Raw genomic sequence first — 13,928 nt, 5'->3', positions numbered from 1 at the left:
TATCACAAAAGGATGAAAGTATGATTGGTGTTATTTATTTATCGCTCGATAACCAATATCACGGCGATAATGTGCCCCATCAAAACGAATGGAAGCGGTGGTTGCTAAGGCTTTTTGCTGAGCATCAAAAATATTGTCACCAAGTGCTGTTACACAAAGTACCCGTCCACCATTGGTTTCAATGGTTTGCACACCATCTTGAGAGGTGTCAGCAAATTTTGTTCCTGCATGAAATACTTTGACAGTATCTATGTCAGTGTTGCTAGATGTTTGCGGCAGTCCTGTAATCACATCACCTTTTGAGGAAGTCTCAGGATAACCTTTGGAAGCCAATACAATACCAAGAGCTGCTCGTTTATCCCACTGTGCTGTCTTAGGTAGATTACCAGCGATACCTTGTTGTACCAAATCAACCAAAGAAGTTTGTAGACGCATCATGATGGGCTGAGTTTCAGGATCACCAAAACGGCAGTTAAACTCAATCACATACGGATCGCCAGCATCATCTATCATTAGACCAGCATATAAAAATCCAGTATAGGGATGTCCTGCTGCTTGCATCGCATCAACGACAGGTTGGATAATACGCTGCATGACTTTTTCATATACGCTATCAGTCACCACAGGTGCAGGCGAGTATGCACCCATACCACCTGTATTAGGTCCTGCATCACCTTCAAAAACACGTTTGTGGTCTTGGCTGGTTGCCATGGGTAAGATATTTTTGCCATCAATCATACAAATAAAGCTGGCTTCTTCCCCTGATAAAAACTGCTCAATCACCACCCGACTGCCAGCATCACCGAATTTATTATCTGCTAGCATATCATCAATCGCGGCATGTGCTTCTGCCACAGTTTCAGCGACAATCACGCCTTTACCTGCTGCCAAGCCATCGGCTTTTACGACAATTGGTGCACCTTGCTCACTGACATAGTCTTTGGCTGCATCTGCGTCCGTAAAGCCTTGATAGCTAGCAGTAGGAATATTGTTTGCCAGCATAAACTCTTTGGCAAAAGTTTTGGAGCCCTCTAGCTGTGCACAGTATTTGCTAGGCCCCCAGATATTGATGCCTGCTTGTTTGCAGTCATCAACCAAGCCTGCAACCAGTGACGCTTCAGGACCAACAATAACCAAATCTATATTAGATGATTGACAAAATTCAATCACTGCTTGATGATTATTCACATCTAAGTTGATATTTTCACACTTTGGCTCAAGTGCGCTGCCAGCGTTTCCTGATGCGACATAGACTTTGTTTACTTTGGTATCTTTGGCACATTGCCAAGCCAATGCGTGCTCACGTCCGCCTGAGCCAATGATTAAAATATTCATATACACTTGATCCTATAAAAACTGGCGTTATTAACTATTAACTAACTATATTTATGAATGTATGGTGATAGGGGTTGCTGAGTGATAGCAATCAATGGATATATTCTAAATGATGGTGTTGAACATATCATGGCTCAGCATTATAACAAATAAAAGCAGTTATCATGTAGTTATCATGGTTACTGAGTATGATAAGTAAACAGAGTAAAGTGTAAGAGGACAAGATGGCAAAGTTATTAATCATTATTGGCTTGGTATTGGTTGTGATCGGTGTGGTGTGGATGCTTTTTCCGAGTATGTTTGCGTGGATAGGTAAACTGCCTGGTGATATTCATTATTCCTCTGGTAATACACAAATATACTTTCCGATTGTGTCCATGATTATTATCAGTATTATTGGTAGTATTTTGCTGAATTTATTTAATCGTTAATGCTTATAGGTAACTATTTAGGTAACCGTTGAAACTAAAAAAGACCAACATGACGTTGGTCTTTTTAATATTAATAATAAGATAACTTGACAGCTTAGAACCAAGTATAGGTTAAAGAAGTCATAAAGTTGGTGCCATCAGTATTGTAGCCAGGTAAGGTAATATATTTTTTATTAGTGACGTTGTTTAGGCGAGCAGTCATAGAGAGATTTGGCGTTAATTGATAATTACCACTGATATTTAATAAACCATAGTGGTCAACTTTTTGACTGTCTAAATTGCCAGCATTACTATAATAATCACCAACATACTGATACTCTGCACGTATGTTTGCTTCTGGCAATTGATAGCCTACATAAACCAAGCCTTTATGTTCTGGGCGTATGGGTAAAAAGTTACCATCAGTTTTGCCGCCACTTGCGTCTTTGGCTTGTTGGTAGTCATAGCTTAATCCAAATAAGTAATCATCAAGATACCAGTCTGAGGTGAGTGAGATTCCTTTGATATTGGCTTTATTCACGTTCTGATTGGTACCTGCCCAGGGATTAGCAGTGGTAGGTTGATAAACATAAGTAACTAAATTTTCGACATTGTTACGATAAGCCGTTAAACGAGTGGTTTGCAATGGTGAGCTAAACTCAGTAAATGCTTCATAGTTATTACTACTTTCAGGTTTTAGGTCAGGATTACCAGAACCAGTATAGTAAAGCTCATTAAAGTTTGGTGCTCTAAACCCTTTAGCATAATTACCACCAAATCTTAAGTTAGGAGTGATGTGATATGCAGCACCTACATTATAAGATGTTTGGCTACCATATTGTGAGTTATCGTCATAACGAACATTAGCCTGAGCATCGGCAGTATTATTTGCTAAAAGGTATCCTAAAAACCCACTGGTTACTTTGCGGTCTTTTGGTGTATAAGCTGTGGTTTCTAATGTTTGCTCTAAATGTTCAGCACCATATATCACTTGACCATAGTCAGTACCATGCGTACCCACTATACTGGCTTGTTTTTGGGTGGTATCAAAAGTACTTTTTTGATTAATTTTTTTATAGCTGTCATAACTATAGCTGTTACTTTTATCAATACTTTGACCATATTGTAATTTAATAGAACTATTTGGTTGGTATTGCCATGTTACATGCGCTTGAGCGGCGCCGTTTTTCTGGTCCGCATACGCAGGTTTGTTATTATTGCCATTATCAAAATCTGTTGTTGAGTCGCTATACATACCAGCAATGCCAGCACTGAGTTGACCATTGATCTGTTGATTCAATGCTAGGCTATAGTTTTTGCTATCAAAGCCATCTTTATCCTTATAGCCATATAAGTTATCTGGTAGAGTCGCATTAATACCATCAGTTTTATTACGTGATGCTGATAGGCTGATATTAGTACCTTGATTATTATGATACTGTAGATTTGCCGCATATAAACGCTGGTTATGTGAGCCTATACCTGCAGTCACAGAAGCATTGCTAGAGTTAATATCGCTACCTTTGGTAAAGATTTGAATCACCCCGCCCATAGCATCTGCGCCATAAATACTTGAGCCTGATGCACCGTAAAGTATTTCGATACGTTCTATTTGATCGGCAGGCAATAGATTGACAGCCGCTTGTCCTGAGCTAATTGAGCCATAGCGTACACCATCAATGAGTACTAAAACTTGTTTACTGTCATAGCCACGTACATAAAAGTTTCCAGCGGTACCCATGCCACCATTTTGAAAAGCGCTAAATCCTGGTTGCTGTTTTAATACATCAAACACAGTTTGACCTTGAAAACGTTGCAGTTCTTGTTGGTCAACCACCCGAGTTTGTGCAATGGTATCGCTGACTAGGGTAGGGGTACGTGTTGCTGTGACGACAATGGGATCAACTGTGGTAGAAGGCAGGCTTGCATCTAGTGTATCAGCAGCAGTGGCAAGTGTAGGAAGCATAGCCGAAGTAACGATAGCAGAAATTGTAATGCTAAGCGGTGTGCGACGAGCAAAGACAGGTGAAAACGGGGTCATAAAATATCCTGATGATAGTAAAACGTAGCAAAAGACAATCTTTCACAAAACTTGGGTAACATTATCGTAAAATAAGCATCTTTTATAAATGCCAATTTGACATAAAATTTTCATCTTATGATGAATATGATTCACCTTTGTGTTTTTATATTTTTAATATGACTTTATGGCAGATGGATAAAGGTTAATTATTACCTAAATCCTTAGCAAACGTTGCTTTTTATTATGTCTTATTATGTTGTTTATTGTTGAGTTAAGTTAAGGGGTGCAATGTCAATAAATCTTGGTAAGATAGGACGATTTAGATGTTTAACTTTATATTTATAATTATCAGCTTAAAATTTTTTTCTATATTATCAGTCATTTAAATCATTTTGTGATTTATCATTCGTGAGTTGCTATGAAGTTTTCTTTTTTGAATAGAAATCACCATCAACACGGTCATAAAGACGCTAAGCTGCTTTTAGTCAGCCGTTCAGTCAATCGTTGTTTAGTCAATATGGGGCTGCTTATGACTGTGCGTATGTGGTTCGTTAGTATCAGTGTGTTGTTTGCTGTCACAGGATGCGCTTCAGCAGCAGTATTGGGTGTGGGCAGCATTGATGCCAATATTGATCCTGTGGTGAATGCAGCAGTTGATGATCAAAAACAAATGATAGACCCGTTTGGGCGGCAGACTCCACGTAGTAGTGTACAGGGATTTATCAATGCGTTGTCACAAAATAACACCACATTGGCAGCCAATTATCTAAGCCTCAGCCCAAGTGATAATGCCAATGAAACGGTGCGTTTGGTGAAGCTGGCATTAGATACAGGTGGACGATTGCAAACAGATTTACAAATTAGTGGTAATCCTGCGGGTAATCTTGCTGATCAACTGCCACCTAATCAAGAAAAAGTTGGTACAGTAAGCCGTGATCAAAACAGCATAGATTTGATTTTAGAGCGTAAGACAGCGGTACATGGTAATAAGTATTGGCAATTATCTGCTGCAACGATTCAAGCCATTAGACAAGCACAATTTGAAGTACAACCAACATTGGTAGATAGATATACCTTACAGGCTTTGGATGATAAAAAGTTCTATGGTTATAATTTGGCTGATATTGTTGCAGTATTATTATTGGCAATGACCTGTTGTTTTATTGCTTATTTATTAGTGGGGGTTTTATATTTATTACTGAAACTGGTTTATCCACACGTTCGCGGTAAGGCTTTGCCTGTGGATGCGAAGGTGGTGTTGCCTATGGCATTGGTGATAACCTCAGTCGTGTTGACCGAGGTTATGGTTTATGCTGGCGTTTCGGTGACTGTACGTGAGCCCGTGAGTCGTATTAAAGATATTGTAGCTTGGTTTGCACTGACATGGTTGCTGCTGCGAGTGATTGATGCGGTATTTAATCGAGCGGAGCGGTTGAGTTATCGGCGTAATCACACTGAGCGTGTGTCAATTTTAAGTTTACTACGCAAATTGGCGAAGGCAATCTTGCTTATTTTTGCCATGATTTTTATCTTTGGTAATTTGGGTTTTGATTTGACCACAGGTATTGCAGCTCTGGGTGTTGGTGGTTTGGCACTGGCACTGGGTGCACAAAAAATGATCGAAAACCTAGTGGGTAGTGTGGTGGTGGTGGCTGATCAGCCAGTACGTGTGGGAGATTATTGTAAGTTTGGTGATCAAGAAGGCACTGTCATCGATATTGGTATTCGTTCTACTCGTATTCGTACTCCAAGTCGTACTATTGTTACTGTGCCTAATGGTGATTTTTCTTCATTGCGTATTGAGAACTTTGCGCCAAGAGATATGTTTTTGTTTATGCATCAGTTATATATCAAGCGCAATGCCAGCACAGCCACATTACAGCGTATGATCACAGAGTTAAATGACTATCTTGATCATCATGAGCTGACCAATGCTGAGTGGAATCAGGTGCGTATGGCAGAGCTGCGTCAAGATTGCTATGTGGTTGAAATGCGTGCTTATGTCGATGCAAGTGGCGTTATTGAGTTTTATGGTAAGCAAAATCAGCTATTGTTTGATATGTTGGCAAAAGTAGAAGAATACGAAGTAGAGCATGCACTACCGACCCAGCAGATGGTGCTAGATGCAGATATTAAGCAGATGCAACAACCGAAACAAGATAAGGGGTTGCCAGATATGATGCACCATCAGTGAGAGTAGGATAATACTAGGATAGCAGTGAGTGATGGTAGCGTATGTTTGTGTTGTTGCTGTGTATATCTTTTTTAAAAAATATTGCTATTGCTATTGCTATTGCTATTGCTATTGCAAACGCAAAGAGGCGGCTTATTTAAAGTCGCCTCTTTAATGGTTAATGGTTTGTTATATCACTGACATCAGTGAGAACAAAATATACTTAACAATTAACTCTTATTGGATTTTTTTAATAATACCAATACCGCACCTGTGCCGCCATCTTTTGCTGGTGCTGAGCAAAAAGCCAATACCTCAGGGATTTGCTGTAGCCAGCCATTTACGCAAGTTTTTAATACTGCATCAGCACCTTTGCCATGTACAATTTTTACCACAGTTTCGCCATTTTTTTTCGCTTGCGTGAGTAGCTGCGTCATGGCAGCACGGGCTTCATCGATGGTGCAGCCATGAATATCAACCGCATCATACCAGCGTAGTTTGCCTTGTTTGAGCTGACTAAATACTTTGTTTTGCAGTGTGGCAACTTTATATGCCAAAAATGCTTCACCGCTAACAGGGTTAAGCAATGCTTGCATGTCGGATAGTCCTGAGCCAAGCGCATCTTCATCACTACCTTGTGCTGCGGCACGTTTGGATAAGATAGTGGCATCAGGCTTAGAGGTGGTGGGTTTTTTGACTGGTGAGACGGTATTTTTATCTTCGATGGGGGTCACGCCAGCCATCGCTTGCATAAACAACACTTTATCATCATCGACATGTTCACTGTCTAAGCGTTTGACTGTCTTTTCTACTTGTTTTTTGGTAGGTAGGGCAACAGGTTCAGTGGGTTTGCGATTTTCAGCGTCAGTCGGTGCGTCATCACGTCCACGACTGAGTTGACCTTTTAGCTCTTTGAGCTGCTCTTGCATTTCTTTAGAAAATAATGAATTTGACATAATAATAAACTTTAATAATTAAAAAAACAGTGTTTACTTTACTGGCTTGTAGCGACGCTATCAAGTAGGGTTTGTAACTGTTTGCCAGGGTGTGATGTTTTCATAAACTGTTCACCAATCAAAAAACTGCTGATATTGGCGTCTGTCATCAGCTTAATGTCAGCGGGGGTATGAATACCACTTTCACTGACGATAAGAGGGTGCTGTAAAGCCGTTTGTAGTTGATTTGCCAAAGTAAGACTGGTATTTAAATCGGTGTTGAAGGTATTTAAATCACGATTATTAATACCATAAATATTATGTTCACTTTGTGGCAGTTTTAAGGCGCGCTCAAGCTCTTGTTGGCTATGAATCTCAATAAGTACGTCCATACCAAGTTGGCAGGCGATTTCGTGTAGCTTCTGTACTTGCTCGTCATCTAGACATGCCATAATCAACAAAATACAATCTGCACCCAATAAATAGGATTGATATATCTGATATTCATCTATCATAAAATCTTTGCGTAGTACGGGTAAGTGACAAGCGGCTTTGGCTTGACGTAGATAGTCATTGCTACCTTGAAAATACTCTACATCGGTTAATACGGATAGACATGCCGCCCCTGCTTGCTCATATTGCTGTGCAAAAAGCTCAGGCTCAAAGTTATGATTGATGATGCCTTTAGATGGAGAGGCTTTTTTAATCTCAGCGATGATACCAATCTGCTGTTGTGCCTGTTTTTGCTGTAGTGCACCAGCAAAGCTGTGCCGAGATGTTGCAATTTTTTGTTTGGTATCTGTCTGCTCAGCTTTTGCTTGTAGTGAAGCAAGTGAATGCTGCGCTTTGGCATCACTGACTTCTTGCTGTTTGGTCGCGACGATACGCTTTAATATAGAAGGTATGGCAGGATTGCTCATAATTAGGGACTCAATTTAGGGATTTGCTGATAAAATAAATTTTACACCATAAAGCATAACATGGCAGCGTTTCAAAAAAGTAGCCTGCTTTTAACAACTCTAGCATTACTAGCCAATGTTACTCAGACTAAAGTTGGTTAAGCATTGGCAAGTTTTTGGGTAAATTTTGCCAATTCGTTTAGTTTGTTTAATGCCGAGCCATTTTGGATAATGGTTTGTGCTTGACTAACACCGTTAGGGAAGTTGCTGGCTAGCCCTGCCACATAGATAGCTGCACCCGCATTAAGCGCAATCATATCACGGGCTTTGAGCACCGCTTGACGTTGGGTTGGCTCACCAGATAAAGCGTCTTTAATCAGAGTCAAGCTTTGTTCAGCCGAGTCAACCGATAGCCCAACCAGTGTTTGTGAGTCGATGCCCGCATCTTCGGGTAGCAAGTCATAAATACTGACCTCACCATCTTTTAGCTCAGCAACTTTAGTATGAGTTGCCAAGCTAATCTCATCAAGTCCATCTTTAGCACCCACAACCATCACATGTTTGGCACCTAGGTTTTTCATCACATGCGCTATCGGCTCGCACAACTCAGGGGTAAACACACCAATCACTAAGTTTGGCACACCCGCAGGGTTGGTCAAAGGTCCTAAGATATTAAAAATTGTACGTACTTTTAGCGTACGGCGTACAGGGACGGCATATTTCATTGCTTTGTGATGATTGGGGGCAAACAAAAAGCCAATTCCTTGCTGCTCAATGCATTGTTTGGCTTGCTCTGGTGTTATTGATAAATCTAGCCCTGCTTGCTGTAATAAGTCTGAGCTGCCAGAGTTAGAAGAGACACCACGGTTGCCATGTTTGGCGACTTGCGCCCCTGCTGCTGCTGCCACTAAGGCAGAAGCCGTGGAGACATTAAATAAATTGGCGTCATCACCCCCTGTCCCCACGATATCTACCAAATAGTCACACCCTTGCGGCTCGATGGTATTAGCAAGTTGGCGCATCACGCTGGCAGCAGCAGTAATTTCTTCGATAGACTCGCCTTTCATACGTAGGGCAACCAGTAATGCACCCATCATCGCATCGTTACATTGTCCTTGCATGATGATGTTCATCACATCTTGCATTTCATCTTGGGTCAAGTCAATGCGTTGCAGCATACGATTTAATGCGGTTGTCAGGACGTTGTGAATTTGCTCATCATTCATCTGATTTTCGATTGTCTCGGTTGTATTATTAGTCGTCATAAAAAATCTCTTTTATATGCTTTGTTTATTAGCAAATGTTGGGTGTTAAGTGTTAATAAAGAGGGGGGTAAAACTTTAACTTTAGCTCCCTCTTAGTTCTTAGTTTGGTGTTCAGTTAATGTCATTACTAATGGCACTAATGGCTTTATTGTAACGTCGGTAATTGTGATTGCGTCTTTAGTTGATTGATGCCACTTAAGGTCAAAAAGTTATTTAATATGGCAAATCCTGATTGACTCAATATGGATTCAGGGTGAAATTGTACCCCATGAATATTTAAGCTGCGATGACTAATTGCCATAATCTCATGTGGTTGACCTATATTATCTAAGTTATCTTCTATGACATCTTGTGTCCATGCTGTCATTGCAAGCGTAGCAGGTAATGTATTTTTGTCAATCAGTAGTGAATGATAACGGGTGGCATTCAAAGGAGAGGGTAGCCCTAAAAATAACCCTTGCTGCTGATGGTATATCTTTGATGTCCGTCCGTGCATCACTTGTTGCGCTTTGATAATAGAAGCCCCAAATGCTTGAGCAATGGCCTGATGACCTAAGCAAATACCCAAAATAGGTAGCTTTCCTGCAAAATATTCAATAATTTGTAGCGATATCCCTGCCTCATTGGGTGTACAAGGGCCAGGACCGATAACGATGGCATCGGGATTTAGTCGCTCAATTTGTGCGATGGTAATGGCATCATTATGAACAACAGTGACCTGTTGCTGTAACTGCTCAAAATACTGCACAATATTATAGGTAAAACTATCGAAGTTATCGATAAAAAGCATCATTTGCCCACATCACCCCAAATTAAATGGTGCATTATAAGCAATGTGACTGATTAAGCAAAATAAACGATGATATTGTATGTATCAGCTTAGTTTTTTATGCACAACAATGGTGCATTTTAAGCATATTATTTATAGTATGCACAAAAAAGAATCTTATGATAATGTATATGCACTATTTTTGTGAATTATTGATGGTACTCATTAGCCAAGGATAGGCATAAGGATACCCATACAAATCAAATAACCCCATCAAACTGCCTTATGTAAGCCTTGGTTTGGGCAAATACACAGATTTTGATAAATATATTCAACTGATATTGGCATGGTGGTTGCACTATTATGTTTATATTAAGGGTTTGGTCTGATGTTATTAAAATGCCAGCAGATAACAGAAGATAAGACGATACAATTTTTAACAATGCACAATTATGACTAGGCTTTTTGTTGGGCTTCCCCTATACTTAATAGCAACTTTTATGTATAGCAAGTTTTTAAAATTAATTTAACTAACTTAGTAGTTTATTTTAACTATATTTTAGTTGTAACTATGATCATGAATCTTGATATTGTTGTGCATAAGAATTGAGGGTGAATATTGTTATAATCAGCAGTGTTCTTATTGTTCATTTTAATTCAATCAATTTTTTTCAATAAAACCATGGAGTGTTTATGTCAAATAAATTATTAGACTTAATCAAAGAGTCAGATGCCAAATGGGTCGATTTTCGCTTTACCGATACTCGTGGTAAAGAGCAACATATTAGCTATCCTGCATCAACAGTTGATGAAGATGTATTAGAAGATGGCAAAATGTTTGATGGCTCATCAATTGCAGGCTGGAAAGGTATCGAAGCCTCAGATATGATTTTGCGTCCAGACCCAGAGACGGCTTTTATCGACCCATTCTTTGATGCGACCACAGTGGTGGTGACTTGCGATATCATCGAACCTTCTACCATGCAAGGTTATGAGCGTGACCCTCGCTCAATCGCTCGTCGTGCAGAAGAGTACCTAAAATCAACAGGTATTGGTGATACTGCTTACTTTGGTCCTGAGCCTGAGTTTTTTGTCTTTGATGATGTAAAATGGTCAATAGACATGACTGGCTCTAGCTCAAAAATTACCGCAGAAGAAGCCGCTTGGTCGACTAATGAAGAGTATGAGTGGGGTAACATGGCGCACCGTCCTCGTGTCAAAGGCGGTTATTTCCCTGTACCGCCAATCGACAGCTCACAAGATTTGCGCTCAGTGATGTGTGAGCGTTTAGAAGACATCATGGGTGCAGACCGTGTTGAAGTACATCATCATGAAGTGGCTTCTTGTCAGTCAGAAATTGGTGTGTCATTTAATACCATGGTACGCAAAGCTGATGAAGTGCAGCAACTAAAATATGTGGTACATAATGTGGCGCATCAATTTGGTAAAACAGCGACCTTTATGCCAAAACCAATCGTTGGTGATAATGGTTCTGGTATGCATGTCCACATGTCAATCTCAAAAGATGGACAAAATACCTTTGCAGGTGATGAATATGCAGGTTTGTCTGAAACAGCGTTATACTTTATCGGTGGTATTATCAAACATGCGCGTGCACTCAATGCCATTGTAAACCCATCGACTAACAGCTATAAGCGTCTTGTGCCACATTATGAAGCTCCGATTAAACTGGCATATTCAGCACGTAACCGCTCAGCATCTATCCGTATTCCTTATGTGACTAGCCCAAAAGCAGTACGTGTAGAAGCTCGCTTCCCTGATCCAACTGCCAACCCATATCTTGCTTTTGCGGCACTATTGATGGCAGGTCTTGATGGTATCCAAAACAAAACCCATCCTGGTGATGCAGCCGATAAAAACCTATACGATTTGCCACCAGAAGAAGAAGCACAAATCCCAACCGTTGCTGAAAACTTAGAAGTGGCTCTACAAGCACTAAAAGACGATCACGACTTTTTATTAAAAGGCGATGTATTTACCAAAGACATGCTCGAAGGTTACATTGCCCTGAAAGAAGAAGAAGTACAGCGTTTAAATGTGACAGTACACCCCATTGAGTTTGATATGTACTATAGCTGCTAGTACTATCGCTGTGAATGGATACTATAAATGTAGCTACTAAATGTAGCTACTATAAATATATTAGTAATCTGTTAATTGTTTGCTAGTACAATATTTGAGTAATCATAAAACCCAACAACTTATATTAAGTTGTTGGGTTTTTTAGTATGCTATCATACAAAAATAAATACTGAATATGACGCTTGTATATTTAAAGGGTTAAACTATGAATAAATCTGTCTTCACTGCATTAAGCTTTGTCTGTGTGATGGGTGCAACCAGTGTGCAGGCAATTGCTGCTCAGCCATTAGCCACCAATCAAATACCGCCCATGCCCAATTATCAGTTGTTGCTTGTCTCTCCAAGTACAGACAGCGCGTATCACAAGCCCGCACAGAATATTGATGTCAACGTGCAGGTACGTCCTAACTTACGTGCTTTTGACAAAGTGGTGATTTCTATGAATGGTAAGCCAGTGGCTGAGGGGCTAACTGCCACCATTCCAACCATTGGTTTTAATCCAGGTGAATATACTTTATCGGTACTGGTACAAAACTCCCAGACAGGGGCGCAATCTGCGTCAGTAAGCAGCAAAGTTTATATTATTCAAAACACACATGTACGTCAGCAAAAACAAGCCATTGCTGAGCAGATAGCGGCTTACAATCGCTTGCCTTGGTACAAAAAAGCTTATGTTAGATTGCGTCAAGATGATAAAAGTATCCCAACAAGCGCCAAAAAAACGCTGCCCCCTGCCATAGGTAGCAATCAGCATGGCAATAAGGGCAGTGCTTTTTAGTGGTATGTAGATTTAATTAAAATTTATCATTCAAACCAACCAATAGCCCTTATATAAAACAATATAAGGGCTATTTTTTATTGTACCAATTCAATTGTGCCATTGGCTGTGACGCTAATGGTGCTATTGCCAGATTCAAATTTTGGGGCACTTGCACCGCCTGCTACCATAGGTGCAGAGAGAGACACTGGTTGTGGGTAATAGTGATTGCCACTGTTGAGACTGACTGCAACAACACGATATCCTGAGGCATTCCATGCTTTTGTTAGACTGTTAGCTTGGGCTTGGAATGCTTTGGAGGCTTGGGTCATCAGTTGTTGTTCTAGGGCATCCCGTTTAGCATCAGATACACCAAAGTTAAGATAATCAATAACCAAAGAGTCTTGTAGCTCGGCGATAAGCTGGCTGGTTGCCTCTAAATCATTACTTTTAAGATCAATACTAGATTGTCCTGTCCAGCCGATGATTTTATCATTTTTATCATATTGGGGATAAGTACGTTGTTCTCCTGTTGATACGTTTACAGTGGGGTAGCGTTTGGCAATGATGAGTGCTTTATTAATGGCGTTATTAATCTGGTTAGCTAAGGTTTTTGGATCTTTAGCTTGGGCTTTTTTGGATAAACTGGCATTGACTTCATCATTTGCAACTTCAGCTTTAACATCAGCGCTAAAGGTAATTTGGTTATAACCCGTGGGCGCTGCTATAGCAGCTTGGCTGGCAAGCAGGGTGGTGCTACTCATTAAAATCAGTGCTGCTAGGCTTTTGCTGCCAATATTTGTATTTTTTGCGGCTTGTAAAATATTTGTGGTTGTCATCTTGATATCCTTTAAATTGATGGAATATTTGTCATTGCTTATATTGTGAGCTTAACTTTTTATTAAAATAAGCTGCCAAAACTATAGCAAGTATTATTCAATTTAAGCATATATGGTTTGTATCTATTGTTGCGTAAGTTTTATGATGCTGATGAATAAGAGTGAATCTGCTCACAGTTTAGTAAAATGGTTGTAATCACAAAATTTTTGTGTATAATACGTATTCGGTGGCTCCATTGGTAGCCTCGCAACATTTCTCTATGAATCCCGCCAGGACCGGAAGGTAGCAACGGTAGTAGACGCAATGTGTGCCGAGGATGTGCTGGTGGAGTCGCTTTTTTTATGCCTAAAACTTTTATATTTACTGGGGTTTCAGCAATCTACAGTAAGTTTAGGTAGCCAATAAAAAAAGACAACTTG

General features: G+C 40.1%; 11 protein-coding genes and 1 other RNA gene. 5 read left to right on the top strand and 7 right to left on the bottom strand.

Going from position 1 to position 13,928, the window contains the following annotated elements:
• Nucleotides 1–30: 30 nt before the first annotated feature.
• The gene (gene purD, locus FHK89_RS10165; protein WP_230659702.1) at nucleotides 31–1,335 is read right to left on the bottom strand and encodes a phosphoribosylamine--glycine ligase; all 1,305 of its coding nucleotides are present in this window, start codon (nucleotides 1,333–1,335) and stop codon (nucleotides 31–33) included.
• 224 nt (nucleotides 1,336–1,559) lie between these two features.
• Here purD and FHK89_RS10160 point away from each other — a divergent pair, with 224 nt between their 5' ends.
• Complete coding sequence (locus FHK89_RS10160) at nucleotides 1,560–1,766, top strand: DUF2905 family protein (RefSeq protein WP_230659699.1); 207 nt, start codon at nucleotides 1,560–1,562, stop codon at nucleotides 1,764–1,766.
• A gap of 94 nt (nucleotides 1,767–1,860) precedes the next feature.
• Here the strand turns inward: FHK89_RS10160 and FHK89_RS10155 are convergent, their stop codons facing one another.
• On the bottom strand, nucleotides 1,861–3,786 hold the full coding sequence (locus tag FHK89_RS10155; RefSeq protein ID WP_230659696.1) for a TonB-dependent receptor plug domain-containing protein: 1,926 nt from the start codon (nucleotides 3,784–3,786) through the stop codon (nucleotides 1,861–1,863).
• Between the two features lie 400 nt (nucleotides 3,787–4,186).
• Between FHK89_RS10155 and FHK89_RS10150 the strand changes: the two genes are divergently transcribed.
• Nucleotides 4,187–5,962 carry a mechanosensitive ion channel family protein gene (locus FHK89_RS10150; protein ID WP_230659693.1) on the top strand — a complete coding sequence of 592 codons (1,776 nt, stop codon included), beginning with the start codon at nucleotides 4,187–4,189 and terminating at the stop codon, nucleotides 5,960–5,962.
• Between the two features lie 209 nt (nucleotides 5,963–6,171).
• On the opposite strand, the gene FHK89_RS10145 is transcribed toward FHK89_RS10150, so the two are convergent.
• The 4 genes from FHK89_RS10145 to FHK89_RS10130 form a co-directional block, all read right to left on the bottom strand.
• On the bottom strand, nucleotides 6,172–6,897 hold the full coding sequence (locus FHK89_RS10145; RefSeq protein WP_230659690.1) for a Smr/MutS family protein: 726 nt from the start codon (nucleotides 6,895–6,897) through the stop codon (nucleotides 6,172–6,174).
• A gap of 38 nt (nucleotides 6,898–6,935) precedes the next feature.
• Nucleotides 6,936–7,796, bottom strand: coding sequence for an indole-3-glycerol phosphate synthase TrpC (gene trpC / locus FHK89_RS10140; RefSeq protein ID WP_230659686.1), 861 nt, complete (start codon nucleotides 7,794–7,796; stop codon nucleotides 6,936–6,938).
• A 137-nt stretch (nucleotides 7,797–7,933) separates the two neighbouring features.
• Nucleotides 7,934–9,040: an anthranilate phosphoribosyltransferase gene (gene trpD / locus FHK89_RS10135; RefSeq protein ID WP_230659683.1), complete on the bottom strand. Its 1,107-nt coding sequence runs from the start codon at nucleotides 9,038–9,040 to the stop codon at nucleotides 7,934–7,936.
• A gap of 145 nt (nucleotides 9,041–9,185) precedes the next feature.
• Nucleotides 9,186–9,833, bottom strand: coding sequence for an anthranilate synthase component II (locus FHK89_RS10130; protein WP_230659680.1), 648 nt, complete (start codon nucleotides 9,831–9,833; stop codon nucleotides 9,186–9,188).
• Between the two features lie 663 nt (nucleotides 9,834–10,496).
• On the opposite strand from FHK89_RS10130, the gene glnA reads away from it, so the two are divergent.
• Together glnA and FHK89_RS10120 are read left to right on the top strand one after the other, a co-directional pair.
• The gene (glnA, locus tag FHK89_RS10125; protein ID WP_442966581.1) at nucleotides 10,497–11,912 is read left to right on the top strand and encodes a type I glutamate--ammonia ligase; all 1,416 of its coding nucleotides are present in this window, start codon (nucleotides 10,497–10,499) and stop codon (nucleotides 11,910–11,912) included.
• 205 nt (nucleotides 11,913–12,117) lie between these two features.
• The gene (locus FHK89_RS10120; RefSeq protein ID WP_230659674.1) at nucleotides 12,118–12,690 is read left to right on the top strand and encodes a hypothetical protein; all 573 of its coding nucleotides are present in this window, start codon (nucleotides 12,118–12,120) and stop codon (nucleotides 12,688–12,690) included.
• A 77-nt stretch (nucleotides 12,691–12,767) separates the two neighbouring features.
• Here FHK89_RS10120 and FHK89_RS10115 read toward each other — a convergent pair whose 3' ends face one another.
• Nucleotides 12,768–13,508 (bottom strand): SIMPL domain-containing protein, encoded by a 741-nt coding sequence (locus FHK89_RS10115; protein WP_230659672.1) that lies wholly within the window; start codon nucleotides 13,506–13,508, stop codon nucleotides 12,768–12,770.
• A gap of 234 nt (nucleotides 13,509–13,742) precedes the next feature.
• Here FHK89_RS10115 and ffs point away from each other — a divergent pair.
• Nucleotides 13,743–13,839, top strand: an RNA gene (gene ffs / locus FHK89_RS10110) — signal recognition particle sRNA small type.
• Nucleotides 13,840–13,928: the final 89 nt, after the last annotated feature.

The sequence above is a fragment of the Psychrobacter sp. I-STPA10 genome (genome assembly GCF_021012795.1).
In the GTDB taxonomy this organism is placed as follows: Bacteria; Pseudomonadota; Gammaproteobacteria; order Pseudomonadales; family Moraxellaceae; genus Psychrobacter.
The sequence above is the reverse complement of the archived record's forward strand: the minus strand, read 5'-3'. Positions and strand labels throughout refer to the sequence as shown.